Origin of the sequence: Pseudomonas sp. PsB (genome assembly GCF_043658375.1) — a bacterium.
Taxonomy (GTDB): domain Bacteria; phylum Pseudomonadota; class Gammaproteobacteria; order Pseudomonadales; family Pseudomonadaceae; genus Aquipseudomonas; species Aquipseudomonas putida_Z.
Genome location: NZ_JBIGLU010000022.1, coordinates 16,918 through 37,279 on the forward strand (window position 1 = coordinate 16,918; position 20,362 = coordinate 37,279).

24 protein-coding genes are annotated in these 20,362 nt (G+C 60.6%); 22 read left to right on the forward strand and 2 right to left on the reverse strand.

Annotated features, from left to right (window positions below):
• The first annotated feature begins 6 nt into the window (after positions 1-6).
• The 12 genes from ACGLHT_RS22010 to ACGLHT_RS22065 all read left to right on the forward strand — a co-directional run bounded on the left by ACGLHT_RS22010 (position 7) and on the right by ACGLHT_RS22065 (position 8,957).
• A complete protein-coding gene (locus tag ACGLHT_RS22010) occupies positions 7-324 on the forward strand; it encodes a hypothetical protein (protein WP_021204029.1) in 318 nt (105 codons plus the stop codon).
• A complete protein-coding gene (trbL, locus tag ACGLHT_RS22015) occupies positions 321-1,703 on the forward strand; it encodes a P-type conjugative transfer protein TrbL (RefSeq protein WP_021204028.1) in 1,383 nt (460 codons plus the stop codon). The genes ACGLHT_RS22010 and trbL overlap by 4 nt, the downstream gene beginning before the upstream one ends.
• 18 nt (positions 1,704-1,721) lie before the next feature.
• Positions 1,722-2,426 carry a conjugal transfer protein TrbF gene (gene trbF, locus ACGLHT_RS22020; RefSeq protein ID WP_011716365.1) on the forward strand — a complete coding sequence of 235 codons (705 nt, stop codon included), beginning with the start codon at positions 1,722-1,724 and terminating at the stop codon, positions 2,424-2,426.
• Entirely contained in the window at positions 2,423-3,415 is a 993-nt protein-coding gene (gene trbG / locus ACGLHT_RS22025) for a P-type conjugative transfer protein TrbG (protein ID WP_021204027.1), read from the forward strand. The genes trbF and trbG overlap by 4 nt, the downstream gene beginning before the upstream one ends.
• A 2-nt stretch (positions 3,416-3,417) precedes the next feature.
• Entirely contained in the window at positions 3,418-4,698 is a 1,281-nt protein-coding gene (locus tag ACGLHT_RS22030; RefSeq protein ID WP_020203103.1) for a TrbI/VirB10 family protein, read from the forward strand.
• A complete protein-coding gene (locus ACGLHT_RS22035; RefSeq protein ID WP_011716368.1) occupies positions 4,695-4,940 on the forward strand; it encodes a DUF2274 domain-containing protein in 246 nt (81 codons plus the stop codon). Before ACGLHT_RS22030 ends, ACGLHT_RS22035 begins: the two co-directional genes overlap by 4 nt.
• Before the next feature lie 321 nt (positions 4,941-5,261).
• Complete coding sequence (locus ACGLHT_RS22040) at positions 5,262-6,035, forward strand: hypothetical protein (protein WP_274120843.1); 774 nt, start codon at positions 5,262-5,264, stop codon at positions 6,033-6,035.
• A 3-nt stretch (positions 6,036-6,038) separates the two neighbouring features.
• Positions 6,039-7,016: a major capsid protein gene (locus tag ACGLHT_RS22045; protein ID WP_096010286.1), complete on the forward strand. Its 978-nt coding sequence runs from the start codon at positions 6,039-6,041 to the stop codon at positions 7,014-7,016.
• 47 nt (positions 7,017-7,063) lie between these two features.
• Positions 7,064-7,504 carry a HeH/LEM domain-containing protein gene (locus ACGLHT_RS22050; RefSeq protein ID WP_232881808.1) on the forward strand — a complete coding sequence of 147 codons (441 nt, stop codon included), beginning with the start codon at positions 7,064-7,066 and terminating at the stop codon, positions 7,502-7,504.
• 3 nt (positions 7,505-7,507) lie between these two features.
• Positions 7,508-7,885 (forward strand): hypothetical protein, encoded by a 378-nt coding sequence (locus ACGLHT_RS22055; RefSeq protein ID WP_274120847.1) that lies wholly within the window; start codon positions 7,508-7,510, stop codon positions 7,883-7,885.
• A 3-nt stretch (positions 7,886-7,888) separates the two neighbouring features.
• The gene (locus ACGLHT_RS22060; RefSeq protein ID WP_274120848.1) at positions 7,889-8,281 is read left to right on the forward strand and encodes a hypothetical protein; all 393 of its coding nucleotides are present in this window, start codon (positions 7,889-7,891) and stop codon (positions 8,279-8,281) included.
• Between the two features lies 1 nt (position 8,282).
• Positions 8,283-8,957 (forward strand): hypothetical protein, encoded by a 675-nt coding sequence (locus ACGLHT_RS22065; protein WP_274120849.1) that lies wholly within the window; start codon positions 8,283-8,285, stop codon positions 8,955-8,957.
• A 1-nt stretch (position 8,958) separates the two neighbouring features.
• Here the strand turns inward: ACGLHT_RS22065 and ACGLHT_RS22070 are convergent, their stop codons facing one another.
• Entirely contained in the window at positions 8,959-9,516 is a 558-nt protein-coding gene (locus tag ACGLHT_RS22070) for a hypothetical protein (RefSeq protein ID WP_217190678.1), read from the reverse strand.
• On the opposite strand from ACGLHT_RS22070, the gene ACGLHT_RS22075 reads away from it, so the two are divergent.
• Positions 9,515-9,937: a phage tail terminator-like protein gene (locus ACGLHT_RS22075; protein ID WP_217190679.1), complete on the forward strand. Its 423-nt coding sequence runs from the start codon at positions 9,515-9,517 to the stop codon at positions 9,935-9,937. The genes ACGLHT_RS22070 and ACGLHT_RS22075 overlap by 2 nt on opposite strands.
• 147 nt (positions 9,938-10,084) lie before the next feature.
• Here the strand turns inward: ACGLHT_RS22075 and ACGLHT_RS22080 are convergent, their stop codons facing one another.
• Positions 10,085-10,597 (reverse strand): ATP-dependent Clp protease proteolytic subunit, encoded by a 513-nt coding sequence (locus tag ACGLHT_RS22080; protein WP_217190681.1) that lies wholly within the window; start codon positions 10,595-10,597, stop codon positions 10,085-10,087.
• A gap of 98 nt (positions 10,598-10,695) precedes the next feature.
• Here ACGLHT_RS22080 and ACGLHT_RS22085 point away from each other — a divergent pair, with 98 nt between their 5' ends.
• The 9 genes from ACGLHT_RS22085 (at position 10,696) to ACGLHT_RS22125 (ending at position 20,361) form a co-directional block, all read left to right on the forward strand.
• Entirely contained in the window at positions 10,696-11,355 is a 660-nt protein-coding gene (locus tag ACGLHT_RS22085) for a phage tail protein (RefSeq protein ID WP_217190683.1), read from the forward strand.
• A 9-nt stretch (positions 11,356-11,364) separates the two neighbouring features.
• Positions 11,365-11,748, forward strand: coding sequence for a phage tail assembly chaperone (locus ACGLHT_RS22090; RefSeq protein ID WP_274120854.1), 384 nt, complete (start codon positions 11,365-11,367; stop codon positions 11,746-11,748).
• A 17-nt stretch (positions 11,749-11,765) separates the two neighbouring features.
• Positions 11,766-12,062 carry a DUF1799 domain-containing protein gene (locus ACGLHT_RS22095; protein ID WP_100413937.1) on the forward strand — a complete coding sequence of 99 codons (297 nt, stop codon included), beginning with the start codon at positions 11,766-11,768 and terminating at the stop codon, positions 12,060-12,062.
• Positions 12,063-12,204: 142 nt separating this feature from the next.
• Complete coding sequence (locus tag ACGLHT_RS22100; protein ID WP_274120858.1) at positions 12,205-13,095, forward strand: hypothetical protein; 891 nt, start codon at positions 12,205-12,207, stop codon at positions 13,093-13,095.
• Positions 13,096-13,106: 11 nt separating this feature from the next.
• Positions 13,107-14,762 carry a lactate permease gene (locus ACGLHT_RS22105; RefSeq protein ID WP_100413935.1) on the forward strand — a complete coding sequence of 552 codons (1,656 nt, stop codon included), beginning with the start codon at positions 13,107-13,109 and terminating at the stop codon, positions 14,760-14,762.
• Positions 14,763-15,864: 1,102 nt separating this feature from the next.
• Positions 15,865-16,206 (forward strand): superinfection immunity protein, encoded by a 342-nt coding sequence (locus ACGLHT_RS22110; RefSeq protein ID WP_274120861.1) that lies wholly within the window; start codon positions 15,865-15,867, stop codon positions 16,204-16,206.
• 57 nt (positions 16,207-16,263) lie between these two features.
• Positions 16,264-19,158 carry a phage tail tape measure protein gene (locus ACGLHT_RS22115; protein WP_274120862.1) on the forward strand — a complete coding sequence of 965 codons (2,895 nt, stop codon included), beginning with the start codon at positions 16,264-16,266 and terminating at the stop codon, positions 19,156-19,158.
• 16 nt (positions 19,159-19,174) lie between these two features.
• A complete protein-coding gene (locus ACGLHT_RS22120; protein ID WP_100413932.1) occupies positions 19,175-19,759 on the forward strand; it encodes a hypothetical protein in 585 nt (194 codons plus the stop codon).
• Positions 19,759-20,361, forward strand: coding sequence for a hypothetical protein (locus ACGLHT_RS22125; protein WP_061302528.1), 603 nt, complete (start codon positions 19,759-19,761; stop codon positions 20,359-20,361). Before ACGLHT_RS22120 ends, ACGLHT_RS22125 begins: the two co-directional genes overlap by 1 nt.
• Position 20,362: the final 1 nt, after the last annotated feature.

The window sequence follows — 20,362 nt, forward strand, 5'->3', positions numbered from 1 at the left end:
GCGGCCATGCGATGCGCTTCCGTCCTGCTGGCCGTGCTGCTGACCGCTTGCGGCCAGCAGCCGGTCGAGAACTTGGCCGACGCCCTGGCCGCCGACCCCGTGCGGCTCAAGGCGCTACGCGGGCAATGCGCGGCTGATCGGCAAGCCGTAGGCGAGGACGCCTGCCGCGCCGCCGCCGAAGCCTTCCGGCGACGCTTCTTCGCCGGCCACACCGGGCCGGACGAATACGAATCGCTGACCGAACTGCCGCCGATTCCGCCGAGCTTCGACACGCCCACCGACGACATGCCAGCGCCGCTCACCTCGCCGGAGAACACGCCATGAACGACGTGACCATCATCGACCGTTTCCTCGATACGTTCTCGCGCTACATCGACTCGGGCTTCGGGCTGCTACAAGGCGAAGTGGCGTTTCTCACCGCCACGCTCATCGTCATCGACATGACGATCGCGGGCCTGTACTGGGCCATGAGCCACGCCACCGGCCAGGGCGAAGACGTGATCGCCAAGCTGCTGCGCAAGGTGCTCTACGTCGGCGCCTTCGCCTACATCATCGGCAACTTCAACTGGCTGGCGAGCATCGTGTTCCGCTCGTTCGCCGGGCTGGGCCTGACGGCCACCGGCTCGGCCATGACGATGGAGAATTTTCTTCAGCCGGGGCGGCTGGCGAAAACCGGCATTGACGCAGGAGCACCGATTCTGGAACAGATCGGGGACATGGCCGGGTTCCCCGAGGTGTTCGTGAACATCGACCCCATCGTGGTGATGTTCCTCGCCTGGCTGGTGGTGATCCTCTGCTTCTTCGTGCTGGCGGTGCAGCTTTTCATCACGCTGATCGAGTTCAAGCTGACCACGCTCGCCGGCTTCGTGCTGGTGCCGTTCGCGCTGTGGAACAAGACGAGCTTCCTGGCGGAAAAGGTGCTCGGCAACGTGGTGTCTTCGGGCATCAAAGTCTTGGTGCTGGCCGTCATCGTCGGCATCGGTTCGGGTCTGTTCGCCGAGTTCCAAGCGCATCCCGATGAACCATCCATCGACCATGCGCTGGTCGTGATGCTGGCCTCGCTCGCGCTGCTGGCGCTGGGCATCTTCGGCCCCGGCATCGCCACCGGCCTGGTGTCCGGTGCGCCTCAGCTTGGCGCGGGCGCGATGGCCGGTGCTGCTGTCGGCGCTGTCGGCACGGGCGTCGCCATCGGTGCCGCCGCGACCGGCGTGGGCGCCGCCGTAGCCGCCGGGGCACGCATGGCGCCAGCCGCCGCGAAGCTGGCCGGTGCCGGGGCGCGTGCCGCCACCTCAGCGGCTGGCAACGCGCGGTCGGCGTTCCAGGCGGGTTCCACCGCTGCGGGCGGCGGGGCCAAAGGCGCGGCGGCTGGCCTTGGCAATGTCGCCAAGACCAGCGCACAGGCCGCCAGCCGCCGCGTCGCTTCTGGTGCTTCCGCAGCAGGGCAGAAGATGACCAGTTCCTTTCGTGCCGGCTGGAACGGATCTTCGGACGATGCCGGTGCAGCCGCGGCGGGCCAATCCGCCGCAAGCGAGGCCGCAGACGGCGCTGCCAACTCGCAGAAGCAAGAGCAACCCGCCTGGGCCAAGCGGATGCACCGCCGCCAGCAGATCACCCATGCCGCGACCACCACCGCCCACACGCTGCGCGGTGGCGACGGCGGCGGCTCAGGGCAAGGCCCGAGCCTGCGCGATTCCGATACCTGACCCTCAAGGAGAACACCCATGCGATTCAAACGACCGCAGGTGCGCTACGCCGATACGCCGCAGCCTGCCACCCCGTATCAAGCCGCCGCCCAGGTGTGGGACGAGCGTATCGGCTCGGCCCGCGTGCAGGCCAAGAACTGGCGGCTGATGGCCTTCGGCTGCCTGGTGCTCGCGCTACTGATGGCCGGTGGCCTGGTATGGCGCTCGGCGCAGTCCATCGTGACGCCTTACGTCATCGAGGTCGATCAGGCCGGACAGGTTCGCGCCGTGGGCGAGGCCGCCACGCCGTACCGGCCCGCCGATGCGCAGATCGCGCACCACCTGGCACGCTTCGTCAGCCTGGTGCGCTCGCTGTCCATCGACCCCATCGTCGTGCGGCAAAACTGGCTCGATGCCTACGACTACACCACCGACCGGGGCGCGGCCGTGCTCAACGACTACGCCCGCACCAATGATCCATTCGCTCGCATCGGCAAGGAATCGGTGACGGTGCAGATCACCAGCGTGGTGCGTGCCAGCGACACGTCTTTCAACGTGCGCTGGACGGAGCAACGGTTCGTCAATGGCGCACCCGCTGGCACCGAACGCTGGAACGCCGTGCTTTCCACCGTCCTGCAAACCCCGCGCACCGAACAGCGCCTGCGCAAGAACCCGTTGGGTATCTACGTCAACGGCCTGTCGTGGAGCCGCGAACTGGATTCTTCCGAAGGAGCCAAGCCATGAACCTGCCTTTCCGCTTTCACGCTTTGCCGTTGATCCTGCTTGCCCTCGCGGGCTGCGCCTCGCAGGGCAAGCCGCCGCCGACCATCTCACTTGATGAGCCAGTGCTGGCCCAGCCGCTGCCCGAACCGCTCGCGCCGGTGGAAGTCGTCGCCGTCCCCGAGCCGCTGGCGTTGCCGGCGCAGTTGAAGCCACTGCCGGAGGTCGATGCGGCCCCGGCTGCGCCGGAGCCAGCCGACGAGAAGGTACGTGTTTCCCGTGCCAACGCCGAGGCACGCATCGCACCCACACGCGAGGGCTACGTCAATGCTATCCAGGTGTGGCCTTTCACCGATGGTGCGCTTTATCAGGTCTATGCCTCGCCGGGGCGCGTGACCGTGGTTTCGCTCCAGCCGGGCGAGGAACTGGTGACGGTCGCCGCCGGCGATACCGTGCGCTGGATCGTGGGCGACACGTCCAGCGGCAGCAGCGACGCGCTGCGCGTCAATGTGCTGGTCAAGCCCATCCGCTCGGGCCTGAAAACCAATCTGGTCATCACCACCAGCCGGCGCACCTACCTGCTGGAGCTGACCTCGACGGAAAAGGCATGGATGGCCTCGGTATCCTGGGACTATCCACGCGACCGGATGCTGGCCTTGCAGCGCCAGTCGCAGGCGGCCAGCGCCGCCGCGCCAGTCGATACCGGCCTGGCGTTGGAGAAGATCCGCTTCCGTTACGCGGTATCGGGCAGCAACCCGCCGTGGAAGCCGCTGCGTGCCTTCGATGACGGCGAGAAGGTCTATATCCAGTTTCCGGCGGGCATTGCCCAGGGCGAGCTGCCGCCGCTGTTCGTCATCGGCGTGCAGGGCGACGGGCAACTGGTGAATTATCGTTTCCGCTCGCCGTACTACATCGTGGATCGCCTGTTCGGCGCGGCCGAACTGCGGCTGGGCGGCGATGGCGGCGACGTGGTGCGTATCGAGCGCACCGATGGCGTGGCGCGGAGGAACTGACCATGAGCCAGGATGACACTCCCGACCTCGCCGCTCCGCCGGCGGGCAAGGTGGCGCCCGAGGCTGTGGCGCTGCGTGCCCAGCCGCGTCCGGTCACGCGCCTGAACCGGCGCACGCTGGCCATCCTCGCGGGCGGCCTGTCGGTCGCCGTGCTTGGGGCCACGATCTGGTCGCTGCAACCGCATCGGCGCGGTACGGGCGAGCAAACCGAGCTTTACAACGTCGATCGCGTCTCGAAGTCCGAAGGGCTGGATGCGCTACCGACGGACTACTCGAAGCTGCCGCCAGCCTTGCCGCACGATGTACCCGAGCTGGGGCCGCCGCTGCCGGGCGACCTCGGCCCGGTCATCGTGAAGTCGCAGCAGCCGGTGACAGCCGCCTACGCGGCTCCCGGCCACGACCCGAACGATGCGCTGCGCAAGGAAGCCGAAGCTGCCGCAGCATCGTCCGTGTTCTTCCGCTCGGGTGCGCAGGCGGCCGCGCCGGTCGCGCAGTCGCAGGCCGCCACCGCGCCGGGCTTCGCCGCCAATGCGGCGTTCGACCCGATGGCCGCCGGGCCGGCCTCGACGGCGGCCCAGCCTGCCGATCCGACCGCCGTGCAGAACCGGCAAGACCAGAAGGAGGCTTTCCTGAAAGGCGGCTCTACGGAAACCCGCAATTCCGGCAACCTGACCCTGCCGGCTTCGCCGTATCAGGTCATGGCCGGAACGGTGGTTGCCGGAGCGCTGGTGACGGGCATCAAGTCGGACTTGCCCGGCGACGTGATCGCCACTGTGACAGAGCCGGTCTATGACACGGCCACCGGGCGTTTCCTGCTGATCCCGCAGGGTTCGCGCATCCTGGGCAAATACAACAGCCAGGTCAGTTACGGGCAGAGCCGCGTTCAAGTCGTCTGGAATCGGATCATTCTGCCGGACACGTCTTCGTTGACGCTCGACAATCTGGCCGGCGCAGATCCGGCCGGCTATGCCGGCCTGGAAGACGATGTGGACTACCACTGGGGCCGCATCTTTGCCGGTGCGGCGCTGACGACCCTGCTGGGCGTCGGCGCCGAACTGGCCGCGCCGGAGAATCGACAAGATGGCGATCGCGTCATCATCGCCGGGCGTGACAGTTTGCAGGACACGGTGAATCAAATCGGCCAGGAAGTGACCCGGCGCAACCTCAACATCCAGCCCACCTTGACCCAACGGCCCGGCCTGCCGGTGCGGATCATCGTCAACCGCGACTTGGTGTTGCGGCCGTACCAGCCGCTGTTCTTCAATCGGGGGACTTCACGATGAGCACAACCAAGAAGCTGCGGCTGGGGCCGCTGCCCAAGACCGAAAGCGTCAAGCTCACCTTTGCCTGCCCGGCCAGTCTTAAAACCGACCTCGACCGCTACGCCGCGCTGCACGCGCAGGCGTATGGCGAGGCAGTCGATGCGGCGACGCTGATCCCGCACATGCTGGAAGCGTTCATGGCGGGGGATCGGGGATTCAGAAAAGGAGGGGCAGGCAAGGCCGCCCCGCCGAAGCCGAGTTGACGATGCGGACGCCTCTACCATCCGCCCACGATGAAAGCGCAGCCCAAGGGCTGCGCTTTCGCTTTGAGCGGTGGCTTGCGATAGGCCGGGCTATGATGGCGGTGCGACCTTGCCCGCTCCGCCGCTCCTAGGCTTGCTACCGCGAAGCGCCTATGCGGCACCTAGCTCAAAACGCGGTAAGAGCACACCGAGGCCGAAATCTGGCCTAACCTATTGCCCCACAAGACCTTTCGTACCGTTGCATGTCCGCACTAACGACTTGACAGCGGACATTTTTTATGCCCGCCAGGCGGGCCCATCCAATCCCCAGGGGATAGCCACATGCCTTTTGACTTCGACCCGGCCGCCCACGGCCTCACCCTCGACGAAAGCCAAACCGCTGCGCTGAAGGCAGCACTGGGCGGCGAGGTTCAGAAATTCCTAGACGGTGAGGTCGCGGGCCTCAAGTCCAAAAACAACGAGCTGATCGGCTCCAACAAGACCATCAAGGCCGAGCTGGACAAACTGAAAGGTCAGTTTGACGGGCTGGACATCGAGGCGGTCAAGGGCCTGCTGGCAAAGGCCGGCCAGGACGAAGAGACCAAGCTGATCGCCGAGGGCAAGCTGGACGAAGTGATCAGCCGCCGCACTGAGCGCCTGCGCACCGACCTGGACAAACATGTCAAGGCCGCCAACGAGCGTGCGGACAAGGCCGAAGCCTTCGCCGCCAAGTACAGCGACAAGGTACTGGCTGACTCCATCCGCGCTGCCGCCATCAAGGCCGGCGCGCTGCCTGAGGCTGCCGAGGACATCATCCTCCGCGCCCGCGGCACCTTCAAACTGAGCGAAGACGGCGAGCCCGTTGCCACCGACCGTGCCGGCGAAGTCGTGTACGGGAAGGACGGCAAGACCCCGCTGTCTCCCCTCGAATGGGCGGAATCGCTCCGCGAAACCGCTTCCCACCTGTGGCCAAGGGCCCAGGGTGCCGGGCAGACCGGCGACAACGGTGGCAAGGCCACGAAGAAATGGGGCGAGTACACCGAGACCGAACGCGCTGCGATGGCTCGTGACAACCCCGAAGCGTTCAAAAAACTCCAAGCCACCCGAGGAACCTAACCCATGGCATCTACCCAACTGTCGGACATCTTCGTTGCCGACTACTACGGCACTCTGGAGCCGGTGAACTCCCCAGAAAAGACCGCCGTTTACGAGTCGGGCATCATCACCCGCTCGGCCACCCTGGACAACATCGCGAAGAATGGCCAGGGCACCTCTGAGATCAGCTACTGGCAGGATCTCGACGCCGATGAGGCGCCGAACATCTCCAACGATGACCCCGACGACCTGGGCGCCGTCGGCAAGGCCGAGCAGGGCAGCATGCGCGCCCGGACCCTGTACCTCAACAAGGGCTACGGCGTCTCCGACCTGACTGCCGAGCTGGCCAACTCCGAGCCGATGCAGCACATCCGCAACCGCTTCGGCACCTACTGGACCCGCCAGTGGCAGCGTTACCTGATGGGCGCTGGCCGCGGCATCATCGCGGCCAACATTGCCCAGAACGGTGGCGACATGGTCAAGGATGCAGGCGCCTCGATCAGTGCCAATGCCTTCCAAGATGCCGCCTTCACCGCCGGCGATGCTGCCGACATGTTCGGTGCAATTGGCGTGCACTCGGTCGTCATGAACCAGATGGTCAAGCAGGACATGATCGAGTACCTGCGCGACTCGCAGGGCAAGATCATCCTGGCCACGTACCTGGGCAAGCCGGTCTTCATGGATGACGCTCTGACCTACGCCCCGGGCCAGTTCCTCTCGCTGTTCTTCGGCCAAGGCGCCTTCGGTTACGGCGAGGGCGACCCACACATGCCGGTCGAGATGCAGCGCAACGCCGCCGGCGGCAACGGGGGTGGTGCCGAGGTGCTGTGGGAGCGTAAGACCTACATCCTGCAGCCGGCCGGCTTCAGCTGGCAGGGCAGCGAGAACCGCAACCTGAGCCCGACCGCCGCCCAGTACGCCTCGGCGGCCAACTGGAAGCGCGTCTTCGACCGCAAGCAGGTTCCGTTCGCCGCGGTCATCAGCGGCACCGCCACCCCTTGACCCCATGATGCGGGGCGCCGGCCTGGCGCCCTGCGCAGGAGATCTTCATGAAAGTCATCTACACCAACACCCCTGGCAGCGAGCGCGGCACCTGCTATCGCCGCCTGGACCAATTCTTCGGCGTGATCGACGGCGCGACCTCGGTGTCCGTGCAGGGCGATGCTCCGCACATCGGCGAGGCGTACCAGCGCCAAGGCATTAGCGTTAGCGAGATCGAGGAAGGCCTGCGCCTGGACGGCCCAACCATCTCTCAGTGGCTGAGGCAGGGCCACAAGGCGTCGGACTATCCGCCGAATGGCTATGCCTCGGTTAGCAACCAAGCGGAGATCGACAAGGCGATCGAGGACGAGGGCGGCAGCGACGATGAGACCGACCCGCACAAGATGAAGGTCCCGCAGCTGAAGGCCTGGCTGACGGCCCAGGGCATCACCTTCGACCCAGCCCTCAACAAGCCCGATCTGCAGGCTCTCATCCCGTCGAAGGAATAAGCCATGACCGACTTCATCACCGTCGCTGATGTCGACCAGGCACTCGGGCAGGGCTGGGCAGGCGACGGTGATGCGGTCCTTGCTGTCGCCATGGCCAATGCCTGGCTCACGGCCAAGATCAAGCGGGCGCTGCCAGATCCGGTGCCGGGCGCCATCGTGAGCGCCGGAGCACAGGTGGCCAAGTTGGCTGCAGCCGGAAAGCTGTACAAGGACACCCAGCGCGAGGTGCAGAGCAAGACCGTATCGGCCCAGGCCGGCACCTCGACCAGTAAGACTTACGTCGCGGGGTCTGTCGATCGCTCGGCCGGTGAAAACTTCGCCCTCGACCTCATCGATCCCTGGATCCGTCGATCCGGCACCGTAATGCTCAAGAGGATCTGACCCATGGGCATGCGCGAAGAACTCCAGGCCGAGCTGGCGGAAGCGTTCGACGATCCAGATGGCCTGGCCGACGCGGTGAAGCCCGTTGCAGGGAGCCGTACCGTAAAGGGCGGATACGACCCCGAGATCGGCGGCACCGTCCAGGCCTCGACAATCCATTACACCGGGCGCGGCGTGTTCGGCAGCTACGTGGCCAAGGAGATCGACGGCACACGCATCCAAACCGAGGATGTGAAGTTGCTGGTGCTCCAGAATGAGCTTTTCGAGGGGCAGGTCGGCGCCGTCACCGATGCCCCGGCAGCGCCCAAGATCGGCGACCAGGTGAGCGGGTACCGCGTGCTTAACGTTGCCAAGGACCCGGCCCAGGCGACTTGGACCATTCAGCTGAGGAAGTGACATGGCGCGCGGCTCACACATGGCCCAGCGATACGGCGGGCAGCAGGGCGGTTTTGCTGAGGCCATACGGGCCTTCGCAGAACAGGCGGAGCAAGCCCTGGACGCGACCTTCCGCGAAATCGTGATCGAGATCGGCAGCAGCGTCATCCGCATGTCACCGGTAGGCAATCCGGAGCTGTGGGCTGCCAACGTGGTCCACCGGGCCAAGGCCAACAGGGCCGCCGATGACTACGACTTCAAGGTCGCGGTACGCAACACCCTGATCAACCTGAACCAGGACAACTTCACCAAGGCCGGCAGGCTGCGTAAAGGCGTGAAGTACGCCAAGCCCCTGACCAAGACCGAGCGTGAGCAGAACTTCGCTGTGAACGGCCTGGTCGCGGGCCAGGGCTACGTAGGCGGGCGGTTCCGGGGCAACTGGCAGTTCTCGATCGATACACCAGCAAGCGGAGAGCTGGATCGAATCGACCCGTCGGGCAGCGAATCCATTGCCGAGCTGATGGCCCAGGTCCAGGCGCTGTCCATCGGGCAGACAGCGTACATCGTGAACAACCTGCCGTACGCTATCCCGCTGGAGTATGGCCATTCGGCCCAATCGCCAAGCGGTATGGTGCGGGTCACTATGGCCAACTTCCAACGTATTGTTAAAGAAGCCATGGAGCGGAACCAGTTGTGAGTTAGGTCTGGGTTTTGCCTCTCACCTCTTCTTGCTCGGCATGAGCCGCATCAATGGCTCCTACCAGAAGATCAACGTCGCTGATTGGGCCCGACTCAGGTCGGTCATAGTTTTCGGCAATGTTTCTTATCGCGAGGATGCTGAATCTGTTGAGTTGCCAGTGATATGACTGCATGAAAGCGATGGCCTCGTCATAGGCAGCCTCCTGAAACTCCTTAGATTGCCCTGTTTTCAGTTGGAGTCCTTTGAATATCATCTGAACATGGTCAAGTAGGGCTTGATCGATGAGGCCTTGCGCATACATAGCAAAGGCACAAGCACGTCGGGCATAACCGTAGGCCATCTTGATCAATTCGGAGCTAGCCATTATCACCTCGGCAGCGTCTCCCAAATCGTTGTTGATATCAACGAATACATAACCAGTTTCGTGATTGCGTGAGACCAAGGTAGAAAGCTTCAGATCTGGATTTGATGCTGCCTTTTTTTTGAAAAACATCTGCCAATCCCCATTGTGCAATGGCTGCACTATGCCATTAGTTTCGTTATAGAGGATAGCCATGAGCCAAGCACGAGCGCGGCAGGCCATCGAAATAAAACTGGCCGCCTGGGCCGCGGCGCGCCCGATCCGGGTCGCAAACTTCGATCAGGGTTTCGAGGCAGGACCCGACGAAACCTACCTGAAAGCCTTCCAGCTACCGGCGGGCACCACCTGTCGCTATCTGGGCGGCGAGGCCTACGAATACACCGGCGTCTACCAAGTGAGCATCGTTTGCCCGGCGGGCCAGCCGCTAGAGACCGCTGAAACCATTGTTGAAGAGCTCTCCGACCTGTTCCGTGTCGATTCGCCACTCAGCCGCAACGGCTTTGAGGGCTTGGTCACCGAACCGGTCGATCAAGGCCCAACCATCACCGAGTCGGCGACCTACACGGTCCCGGCCAGCTTCACCTACCGCGGTGTCGCAGATCAACCAGCTTCCTGAGGGCTCATCCCTCCAAGCGGCTTGCGAAATGCATCTTTCTAGTTCGGGAGGGTTCAATGCTCAATCAGGTCGTATCACCTCAGTGTGGATGCGTCTATGAGGACTGCAGGCGGTTGGGTTGTAGGCTGAGGCGATCTATTGAGATCTCTATGCGATGTGATGAATCTCTGCCCCAGGCGGGATCTGCAGATCAACCACTTCGTGTGCAAAGCCGAGCTCAACAGCCTCATCAGGCCACATGTAGTTCTCGCCAGGCGACAGGAACCGCATTACAAGGTCATCGCCCCAGCCAGCAATAGACCTGAAGGGCTCTGCGACGACCTTGTTAAACATCGACTGTTGGCCTGCGAACGGGCCATCGGTGTAAGTCGTCGCGTGCAGGATCACCGCACTTGCAGCTGCAATGGTGCGACGTTTGCCTGCCAAGTAAATTGAAGCGGCTATTGACCCGCATACACTATGGGTGTGGGTGTTCACTTCGATCGGAAGGCTTCGAAGAAGGTGAAAAGCACCAAGCCCCGCATACGTGCTTCCACCGCCGCTGTTGATAACGACCGTCAGTCGCTCAATCCCTCGTGCGACCAGGTCAATTGCCTTGGATTCAAGCTGAACTACTGAATGGTCTGATACGGACTGATGAAAAATGATGAACGCTTCCATCTCGTGAATCCATTGCTTTCGTAGGGATTGCAACGGTACCACGAAGGTACTGCCCGCCGAGTGCGGGCTTTTTCGTTTCTACCCAAGAGGAAAACACCATGGCCGCACGCTTCCCGCTGCCAAACGGCGCGGTGCTGGAGATCGCACGCGTCATCGGCGCTGCCGTCCCAATCACCGCGCTGACCAACGCAAAACCGCCTGTTGCGACTTCAGCCGATCACACCATCCAGAACGGCGATGTTCTCCTGGTTAACTCCGGGTGGGCCCTGATCAACGACCGTGCCGTGAAGGCGGCCAACGTTGCAGCCAGCGCCTTCTCCCTGGCCGGTTTGGACACCAGCGATGCGGAACGCTTCACCGCTGGCGCCGGCGTAGGCTCCGTTCTCCCTGTGTCCGACTGGGTGCAGATTTCCAAAGTCACCTCGTTCAACTCGTCTGGAGGTGAGCAGCAGTATGCGACTGTTGGATACTTGGAAGACGACGATGACAAGCAGTTCCCTACCAACAGAAACCCTACCAGCCTGTCGATCGTGGTCGAGGACCAGCCGACGGCCGCGTACGTCGAGGCTGTCGAGGGTTACGACGCCTCCAAGGAGCTGGCGGTGATCCGCATGAAGCTTCGCAACGGCGACCAGATCCTGTACCCAGGCTACGTCAGCATCACCCCCGATCCGACCATGGAGCGGAACAACGTGATGACCCGAACCATCAGCGTCGGCCTGTCGGCTCGCTCGCTTCGTTACCTGGCCGGCGCGTAAGGAGCCCTCATGGCGAAGATCAAGATCGCGCAAAACCCCACGTTCACTGCTGAGGTGAACATCCCGCGTGTGGGCGGCGAACCGGTGGCGGTAGAATTCACGTTCCGCTATTTCGACCGCACCGCCTTGGCCAAGCTCTACGACAGCTGGAACCAGGCTGCCGAAGCCAATGCTGAAAAGGCTAAGGCCGAGGGTGCGAGCCTCGAGCAGTTCACTGCCGGGCAGGTGCAACTCCAGGCTGAGCAGATCAAGGCCGTCACCGTAGGCTGGGGCTTTGACGACAAGTTCACCCATGACGCGATCCTAGAACTGGTAACCACCTGCGTCGGTGCTCCTCAAGCCGTTCTGGACGCCTACCAGGAAGCCTACAACCCAGCCCGCCTGGGAAACTGAAGGCGGCGGCACGGGCCTTGTACGAACAGGGTCCGTCCGCCGAGCAGCTGGCATTCCTGGGGCTCACCCTGGACGACATTGAAACCGAGGATGTGGAGGTCTGGCCGGATGTATGGCCGGCCTTCTGCCTATTTGAAGCTCTGGGCACCCAGTGGCGCCTTGGTCCGGCCGGCCCGTCAGGGCTCGACTACACCGCCATCCCCGGCACCGCCAAGATGATTGGGATCAAACGTCGAGCGCTGGAGGAAGTGTTTCCTGACCTTCGCGTCATGGAGAACGAGGCGCTCGCGGTAATGGCTGATGCCGCGGAGTAGGGCTGACCATCAGAAATCATCGTGTTTGGCGGGTTTTGGCTCGATCGGGCACGCGTCTAGGTAGGTGGTAAGGCATATTGACATCGTTCTTGGCGAAAATGAGAATTGTGACCTCTTAAAGCCTGAAAAGGACTTGGCGTATATGTTCCGAAGGATTCTCGACACGGTTTCTCAGGCTGCTGACAAGGTAGTTGAAAACGTATCCGAAGCATATGAAGCCACAGTGGGGACAGTCTCCACGGCTACAGGTGTTGTTGTTGATGCGTATGGCGCAACCCGCGATACGGTGGTCGAGACCGCAGACAAGGTGGCGGACGTGGTTTCGGACGCCTATGGCTCGACGCGAGATACAGTATCCGAAGCGGCCGATAAGGTGGTCTACATGGTCTCGGATGCCTTCGACGCCACGCGAGATACCGTTTCTAGTGCAACTGACGTAGTTGTCGACGTTGTCTCGGATGCTTATGGCTCGACTCGTGATGTTGTCAGTGGCAGCTTCGATGCTTCACGTGATTACGTCAGTGGTTTCGGTACATCGATGGGAGCGTTCTGGGCGGCCCGTAAAACTCGTGAAAGCGCCAAAATTCTGGACGCCGAGTCGCGCGGTGAAGCACGTGAGAAAGTGCGGAGCTTGGAGCGCGAAAAGCGCTTCGAAGCGGCCTTGAAAAAAGCTGGCGCTCGAATCCAGGACAACGACGGCTATTTTCGCATGCTTATTGCCATGCAGGCTGTGGCCCAAGCCTGTGCCGCGTGCGACGGAGAAGTCAGCCGCGAGGAGCAGGAGCAGATTGACGAGTTACTCTTGGGAATGGGAGCCAAATGGCTTCCACCCCAAGTGAGAAACGCGCTGGATGCACTAATCGCGCAACCGCCGACTATAATGGATGCTTTTGCGATGGCGCAAAAAGTGGGTACTGATGCACAGGACTTGTTCCAGGAAATCGTACGCTTTGTGATCTATCTCGATGAGCAAGTCAGCGAGTCGGAGCAACAATTCCTCGCCCACTGGGTTCAGTTGCGCGCTAGCGCCTGACGGAGAGTTTCATGACGGATCGAATCGAGCGGTTCAAGGCGCGTCGCCAACTGCAGGCTCAACTAGGTGAACAACCGGTACTTGTGGCTTTGCCGACTGCAGGAGAGGCGTCAGTATTGCTGCAACAACCAGTCAATCAACATCGGATCGACTCATTGTTTGGTTCGCTGTCAGTGGACATCGATAAAAAGGTGTGCGAATCCGATGTTGACGCAGTGCTTAGTGTATTCAGCGAAAATTTTACCCAGGAGCGTTTCGAGCAGTTGCTCAGCGACAGCCGCCGCGAAGTACTTCAAGCGGTTGCCGTACCATTTGGCCTTGGGCGAGTACTCGCGGTGTACGACAAGGTGGGTGGAAACGTAGATACCATTCACAACGCCCGCCAAAAAGTCTATGCCACCGACGAAGCGCGGCAGGAGTATGCCAAGAAGTCGAAATATAACCCGGACGACTATCACGGCGACAAGAGGTATATAGACAAGAACGCTCTCGATACCAAAGCGCAGTCTGAAGGTCGTCTTGAAGACGCCTATACCGGTAAAATCTTCAGGCATAAAAATTTAGACTCGCGCAACTTAGATCATACGATCGCGGCAAAGGAAATTGACGAAGATGCCGGGCGTGTTCTGGCGGGTCTTGACGGTGTGGATCTAGCCAATGCCCCCACTAACCTCAACCCGACCATGGAGCGCTTCAATAAGTCGAAGGGCCAGCGCGCGGCTGTTGACGTAGTCGCCCAACTGCAACATGAAAGCCCCAAGCGCCGAGCTCGAATTGCAGAGCTTGAGTCCAAGCCCGAGTTGACGAAGAGTGAGCGAGGTGAGCTGGAGTTACACCAGCAGAAGCAGGCGATTGCAGATAATCCCGAGCGTCTACTAGCAAAAGACAAAGCGGCGCGGGAGGAGTACGAAGGGAAGCTGCGTGATTCGTATTATAAGGGCAATAAATTTCGTGACGATGTAATCGGAACCAGCTTGAAGGAAGGTGGCAAAATGGCCTTTCAGCAAGCCTTTGGGCTAATGCTGGTCGAATTTTTTAGTGCCACCTTCGACGAACTGAAGGACTTCTATCGAAACGGGGCCATTCACGACAAAATATGGCCGGAGCTACGTAGTCGAATGGAGCGAGTAGCTAGCCGTGTCGGAAAACAGTGGAAATCCGCTCTCGCCGCCGGTGGAGCAGGCTTTGTTGCAGGTGTTTTGTCTAATTTGGTCACGGTCTTCCTCAACACCCTAAAGACCACTGGGAAGCGCGCAGTCCGCATGTTTCGTGAGGGCTTCATGTCCTTGCTGCGGGCAATCAAGATGTTGGCATTTCCACCTCAAGGCATGACATTGCGTGAGGGGGCGCACGAGGCGCTGAAGGTGGTGTCTGCCGGTGCCGTGGTGATTGGCGGAGTTGCGTTAGAGGAGATCATCGAGAAGTACATTCTGGCAATACCAGGCTTGGGAGCCATGGGTTCGATTATTTCTGCAGTCATTGTTGGCGCGTTGACAGGGCTAGCCAGTACCTTCGTCGTGTACTTGATCGATCGCCTAGACCCCTTGGGTGTGAATCGCAGTCGTGAGCTAGCTTCGTTGCATTTGCACTTGGACGGCGAGCTGGAGGATGTGAGGGGCCGTAACGACAAATGGTTGATCGAGTTGGAGGCGACCCTCGTTTTTTGACTTTGGGAAATGCGGTCCTGATCGTGGTGATCCTCGAGACATTCTAGTCCGGTTAGATTTGGCAGTTTGTTTCAAGAGCCCAGCCCCGCGCTGGGCTTTTTGCGTCTGGGGTGGCTTTTCCGTTACAGCTGGTGGATGAGTGGACAGGATTGCGGTCCCCGCAGGTTTGGGGGATGAAGGCTCATTGCCTTCCTCAAGGAGTCGAGTCATGGCGTTACGGTTCCGGAAAAGCTTCAAGGTCGCGCCAGGCGTGCGTATCAACCGTAAGCGTTCGCTGAAGGCACCTTGCATGGCTTGGGCGCGCATCGACTTGGCTGAATGCGCGCGAGACAGGATCGCCCTATGATTCGGTGAGTTCACGTCTGATAATGCCTCGGATATCAATATTCAACGCAGGGCCAATAATGGACTTCCGTGCAACTCGCTACGCCCTATTTGCCGTTCCCTTCTTCGTAATGTGTCAGCCAGTGCAAGCATCGACGTGGCAAATTTGCCGTATGGAGCTAAATATCACTGATGTGTTGAAGCTTCCCTATCCAAAGCTACAGGCCCAGGTCGTTAAGGTAAGCCAGGCCTCGACCACGGCAGAATGCCCGGAAAAGGGGGCGACTATCACATTCGTACCGGAAACTGCTGATTACCAAAGCACGCTCCCACGCAGGCAGTGGCCCAAAAAAGGCCAGTTGATGCACATCAACTACCGATATCTGGATGGGACGTGTAAAGGCGATGGCCATCCCCATGAGTGCCGCATTGAACACTACCCCTTAGCGGGTACTTGGTAAGCGTCCGACGAACACATGTTCGCCACATGTAGGTCAAAGGACTTGCGGCGAGTACGGGCCATGCAGCCGGTTTCGGTGATAGCCATCCGTGCGATCACCAGGTTTGCCTGTAAGCCATCATTCGGCATGGCTGGGTTCGACTAGGTACGCTGTGCTGCGGTGTGCTAGGCAAAGGCTTGGGTTCGATTTGGTAGGGCATGGGCCGTGAACGGCATCGAGAGGGCACCTTCGGGTGCCTTTTCTTTTTGGCGGCGCTACTCAGTTTTGCGCTGACACGACGCGATGGTAGATTGCCCTCATCAACAAGGAGAACATCCATGACGGAAGAAACTAGCCCTGTCGCAGCATTCATCATGCTGATCGCCGCATTCGTGATCTACTTCTTGCCCACTTTTGTGGCCGCGAAGCGAGGTCACCCGAACGGGACATCCATTTTTCTACTTGATCTTTTTTTGGGGTGGACGTTCATAGGATGGCTAGCCGCCTTAATCTGGTCCGCCTCAGCAATTAGAAAGCCTACAGAAATCTCTCCAGGCGCAGCGTCACCGGCTGTCTCGGACAGATTTCAGAAGCTTGAAAAACTCGCCGCATTGAAAGATAGCGGACACCTGACCAAAGAAGAGTTTGAGTCCGAAAAGGCCAAGCTCCTAAAAAGCTGAATCATCACATTTCAGTAGAACCCGCTGCGGCGGGTTTTTTTATGCCTGGAGAAAAGCATGACAACCATTGCGGAGCTCGGCATTCGAGTTGAGTCTGGGGATGCCGTGAGCGCAGCCACTGACCTGGATCGCCTTGTTGATGCTGGAGGTCGAGCCGAGAAGGCCGCCGCTGGCGTTGAGCAAAGCGCCAGGAAGGCCGGCCAGGCACTCAAGGAACAGGCTGGCGATGTATCCGCTCTGCTGGGTGAGATAGATCCAACCGTAAAGGCGCTTGGCAGGCTGGATGACCTCGAAAAGCGACTATCCCAGCAGCGCAAGCTGGGCAACCTCGATCCGTCGACGTTCAGCGAATACCGCTCCAAGATCCAGCAGTCGCGCGATGAATTAAGTCGCTTTGATGAGGCGCTTGGCAGAACTGGCGTTAGTGCCAAGCAAACGGCGGCAGCGATGCGAATGCTGCCCGCACAGTTCAGTGACATTTTTGTCAGCCTGCAGGGCGGACAAGCGCCGTTGACAGTTTTTTTGCAACAAGGTTCGCAAATTAAAGATTCGTTCGGCGGTATCGGCGCCGCGGCTAAAGCCATGGGCGGCTACCTGCTGGAGCTCGTAAACCCTGCCACCGTCTCAGCTGCGGCCATTGCTGGCTTAGGCTATGCCTTTTACGACGCTCAGAGAGAGATGGGGGCGTTCAGTCGCGCCATTTTCACGGGCGTGAACCGAACTGGGCAGACGGTTGAATCTCTCAATCAAATCGCAACTACCGTGGGGAAAGTTACCGGTAGCTTTGGAGGTGCGAGGGATGCCGTAATCTCGCTATCGTCAGGGTTGGCTGGCAGCTCCACTCAGATTCAAAACCTTGCCACTGCTGCCGTAGCCATCAGCGAAATCACCGGCAAGGGTGTAGAGGAAGTCGCTACCGCCCTCGAAAAGTCCGGGAAGAACGCTACCGATTCAGCTGCCAAGATTAGCGAGCAATACGGGCTCCTGACGTTTGAGCAGTATGAGGTCATTAAGGCCTTGGATGACCAGGGCGAGCATCAGCGCGCACTTGATGTTTTGAGCGAGAACCTGAATACGGCTGCCCAAGAGCGACTGAGGAAATATAGGGAATCACTCTCCGACATCGAGAGAGATTGGAATTCGATCAAGAAAGCAATCAGCAATGCCTATGCGGAGGTCAAGGCCGAAGTTGCGCCGAACGAAGCGCAGCAGGCGGACATTGCTCGACGCATCTTGGAGCGACGCCAAGAGGGCGGTTTCTTGGGTGCACTGTCGAATCTTTTCAGCTTTGGTGACAATACCAACCAGGCGCTGAGAACCGTGGTGTCGAACTCTGAAGAGAAAGCCAAGGCTACAGAGCGAGAAACCCAAGCTCAGACTGATCTCAACAATGCCAACCGCGACCTGATCAGGATCAGCCGAGAGCTCGACTCTCAGCTCGACAACGTCAGTCCGGCCAACAAGCGAGCGGATGCATACAAGAAGCTCAACGAACAATTCTTTGAATTAATGTCAGCGTCAGCTCGCAGTGGAAAGGACAGCCCGCTGCTTGCTGGGGTGCAGTACGACGGCAAGAAATTCTCAGGCGGCGCTTATGACTCCTTGGCCGCAGGAATCGAGAAGAAGCTGAAGGACAAGCCCGGCCCGAAAACCCCTGCCTACCGCGAAGACGCCGGCACCAAGGCCCTCGACCAAGCTCGCCAGCAATACTCGGTGCTCCAGCAGCAGAATGGCCTAATCGGTGCCCAGCGCGGCGAGATGCAGAAGCTGGGCGAAGCTGGCCAAGCCCTAGTGCGCTGGGAGCAGCAACTGGCCGACATCAAGGACAAGAAGACCTTAACCGCCGACCAGAAGTCGCTGCTGGCGAATCAGGATCTGATTACTGCTCAGCTGAAGCGCAACGCAGGGCTCGAGCGCGAAATGCAACTGCGTAAAGTAGCCACGGAAGAAGCGCAGAAACTGGCGGCCTTCGAAGCAAACCTGAACAGCCAGCTGCAGCGCGCATCGGTGGGCTTGGACAACAACCTAGCCGGCATGGGTCTTGGCGACCAGGCCCAGCAGCGCCTGCAAGAGCGATTCAGCATCGAGCAGCAGTACCAGCAGCAGATGGACAACCTGTTGCAGCAGCGCAACGAGGGACGTATTAGCGAGAGCCTTTATCAAAAGGAAAACGCCGCCCTGCAAAGCGCGCTGGATCAGCGGTTGGCTAAGCAGGAACAGTACTACCAGCGCGTCGATGAGTTGCAGTCAGACTGGTCGGTTGGTGCACGGGCCGCATTCGGCACCTACTTAGAGCAGGCGCGCAACGTCGCGGGGCAAACAAGAACGCTGTTCACTAATGCTTTCTCCAATATGGAAGACAGCATCGTCACCTTCGTCAAAACCGGGAAGTTGTCCTTCAAGGATTTTGCGGATGGGGTCATCGAGGACCTGATCCGCATCCAGGTGCGGCAGGCGGCTGTCGGCTTTCTTGGTACTGCATTCGGCTTCTTGGGCGGTGGTAGCCAGGCGCTAGGCCAAGGCACCATGACTGGATTCAGTGAGCCGCTAAAGCAGCTTTCCACCGGCGGCTATACCGGTGACGGCGGCAAGTTTGAACCGAAGGGTGTGGTGCACGGCGGTGAATTCGTCCTCCGCAAGGAGGTGGTGGCCCAGCCAGGTATGCGCAACTACCTGGAGGGGCTGAACGTCAGGGGTTACGCCTCCGGCGGATTCGTGACGCCGCGGATTGCCTCGACCGCTACGCAATTGGCTGCCAGCCAACCCGAGGCGTCGATCAGTTCGGCGCCCGGGATCGTTCAGCACATCAGCGTCCAAGGTACTGCCGACGACGCCACCCTGGCCCGAATCCAGCAGGCCGCACAGAAGGGTGCGCAGGATGGCTACAACCTTGTGCTGCGCGATCTCAAGATGAACGGGCCGGCGCGGCAGCTGATCGCCCGAAACCGATAGCAAGAAGGAGTACTGCATGGCTATCCAATGGCCGGCATCGCTGCGCCCGTCTGAAATGACGTGGGGCATAGTCAACAACAGCCGTGCCTTCACCTCAACACTCTCTAACGCCCAGCAGATCGTTGGGCAGCCGGGCGCCTATTGGCAATGCACCATCACGTTCGGGTTGCTCACGCGCAAGCAGGAGCGGCAGCTGTCGTCGTTCCTGGGCGAACTGGACGGGATGTTCGGTACGGTCAACGTGCCGGCTTTCACGCGGCGTCGTGGCAATAGTGTGGGGGCTCTGAAGGTCGTTAGTGGCCCGTCGCAGTCCCGCTCTATCCAGGTCGGCGGCGCCACACCAAACACTCAGATGTTCTCGGTCGGGGATTACATGACGATCGCCGGCGAGATGTTTGAAGTGATCAAGCCGGCCGCGGCCAACGCCCAAGGGCAGGCATTGGTGCAGGTGAACAAACGCATTCGCCAAACCTTGGCGGTTGGTTCGGCCATCGAATACCTCAACCCGTATTCCGAAATGCGCATGACCCAGGACACCTGGAGCATGACCGTGCGCCAGGCAGTGTCGAACGGCAGCTACCAGTTCAGGGAGGCCTTCTGATGCCCTCGACGTTCCCATTCAGCCAGAGCGTGGTCGATATCATCGCCACGGGCAGGTTCCTCAGCGTGTACGCCTGCCAGCTCGACTTCGAAGACGGCCCTGTATACGCGCACACGGGTACCGGCGACCTGGTGATCGGCGGCATCACATATCTGGGGGTAGGGCAGTTCGGCGAGGTAGGGCAGTCGCAGGAGAGCGACAACTCGAACTCCCCGATGTCGATCGACCTAGCACTCACCGGCCTGGACAGCTACATCATCACCGAGACCAATATCCGCGGCTGCCGCGGGCGCTCTGGCAAGCTGATGTTTGTGGTGTTCGACGAGCAGGGCAACTACGCCGCCGACATCTTGTTCTCTGGCCGCATGGACGCAGCCACCTTTTCCTACGCCGGCAATGGCGAGGACGGCAACAAGATCACCGTCCCGATCGTTGACCGGATGGCCGAGTGGAGCCGCACGGGTACCGAGCGCTTCACCGACGAGAACCACCGCGCCCGCCACCAAGGCGACCGTTTCTTCTATGCCATCGCCCAAATGTCCGAATGGCCCATCTACTGGGGCTCCAAGAAGGACGCTCCGACGTTCACCTACGAGAAATAGC

Bases quoted from the DNA above. Each gene is read 5' to 3' on its own strand.
- ACGLHT_RS22010 (WP_021204029.1), top strand. From the start codon at position 7: ATGCGATGCGCTTCCGTCCTGCTGGCCGTGCTGCTGACCGCTTGCGGC.
- trbL (WP_021204028.1), top strand. From the start codon at position 321: ATGAACGACGTGACCATCATCGACCGTTTCCTCGATACGTTCTCGCGC.
- trbF (WP_011716365.1), top strand. From the start codon at position 1,722: ATGCGATTCAAACGACCGCAGGTGCGCTACGCCGATACGCCGCAGCCT.
- trbG (WP_021204027.1), top strand. From the start codon at position 2,423: ATGAACCTGCCTTTCCGCTTTCACGCTTTGCCGTTGATCCTGCTTGCC.
- ACGLHT_RS22030 (WP_020203103.1), top strand. From the start codon at position 3,418: ATGAGCCAGGATGACACTCCCGACCTCGCCGCTCCGCCGGCGGGCAAG.
- ACGLHT_RS22035 (WP_011716368.1), top strand. From the start codon at position 4,695: ATGAGCACAACCAAGAAGCTGCGGCTGGGGCCGCTGCCCAAGACCGAA.
- ACGLHT_RS22040 (WP_274120843.1), top strand. From the start codon at position 5,262: ATGCCTTTTGACTTCGACCCGGCCGCCCACGGCCTCACCCTCGACGAA.
- ACGLHT_RS22045 (WP_096010286.1), top strand. From the start codon at position 6,039: ATGGCATCTACCCAACTGTCGGACATCTTCGTTGCCGACTACTACGGC.
- ACGLHT_RS22050 (WP_232881808.1), top strand. From the start codon at position 7,064: ATGAAAGTCATCTACACCAACACCCCTGGCAGCGAGCGCGGCACCTGC.
- ACGLHT_RS22055 (WP_274120847.1), top strand. From the start codon at position 7,508: ATGACCGACTTCATCACCGTCGCTGATGTCGACCAGGCACTCGGGCAG.
- ACGLHT_RS22060 (WP_274120848.1), top strand. From the start codon at position 7,889: ATGGGCATGCGCGAAGAACTCCAGGCCGAGCTGGCGGAAGCGTTCGAC.
- ACGLHT_RS22065 (WP_274120849.1), top strand. From the start codon at position 8,283: ATGGCGCGCGGCTCACACATGGCCCAGCGATACGGCGGGCAGCAGGGC.
- ACGLHT_RS22075 (WP_217190679.1), top strand. From the start codon at position 9,515: ATGAGCCAAGCACGAGCGCGGCAGGCCATCGAAATAAAACTGGCCGCC.
- ACGLHT_RS22070 (WP_217190678.1), bottom strand. From the start codon at position 9,516: ATGGCTATCCTCTATAACGAAACTAATGGCATAGTGCAGCCATTGCAC.
- ACGLHT_RS22080 (WP_217190681.1), bottom strand. From the start codon at position 10,597: ATGGAAGCGTTCATCATTTTTCATCAGTCCGTATCAGACCATTCAGTA.
- ACGLHT_RS22085 (WP_217190683.1), top strand. From the start codon at position 10,696: ATGGCCGCACGCTTCCCGCTGCCAAACGGCGCGGTGCTGGAGATCGCA.
- ACGLHT_RS22090 (WP_274120854.1), top strand. From the start codon at position 11,365: ATGGCGAAGATCAAGATCGCGCAAAACCCCACGTTCACTGCTGAGGTG.
- ACGLHT_RS22100 (WP_274120858.1), top strand. From the start codon at position 12,205: ATGTTCCGAAGGATTCTCGACACGGTTTCTCAGGCTGCTGACAAGGTA.
- ACGLHT_RS22105 (WP_100413935.1), top strand. From the start codon at position 13,107: ATGACGGATCGAATCGAGCGGTTCAAGGCGCGTCGCCAACTGCAGGCT.
- ACGLHT_RS22110 (WP_274120861.1), top strand. From the start codon at position 15,865: ATGACGGAAGAAACTAGCCCTGTCGCAGCATTCATCATGCTGATCGCC.
- ACGLHT_RS22115 (WP_274120862.1), top strand. From the start codon at position 16,264: ATGACAACCATTGCGGAGCTCGGCATTCGAGTTGAGTCTGGGGATGCC.
- ACGLHT_RS22120 (WP_100413932.1), top strand. From the start codon at position 19,175: ATGGCTATCCAATGGCCGGCATCGCTGCGCCCGTCTGAAATGACGTGG.
- ACGLHT_RS22125 (WP_061302528.1), top strand. From the start codon at position 19,759: ATGCCCTCGACGTTCCCATTCAGCCAGAGCGTGGTCGATATCATCGCC.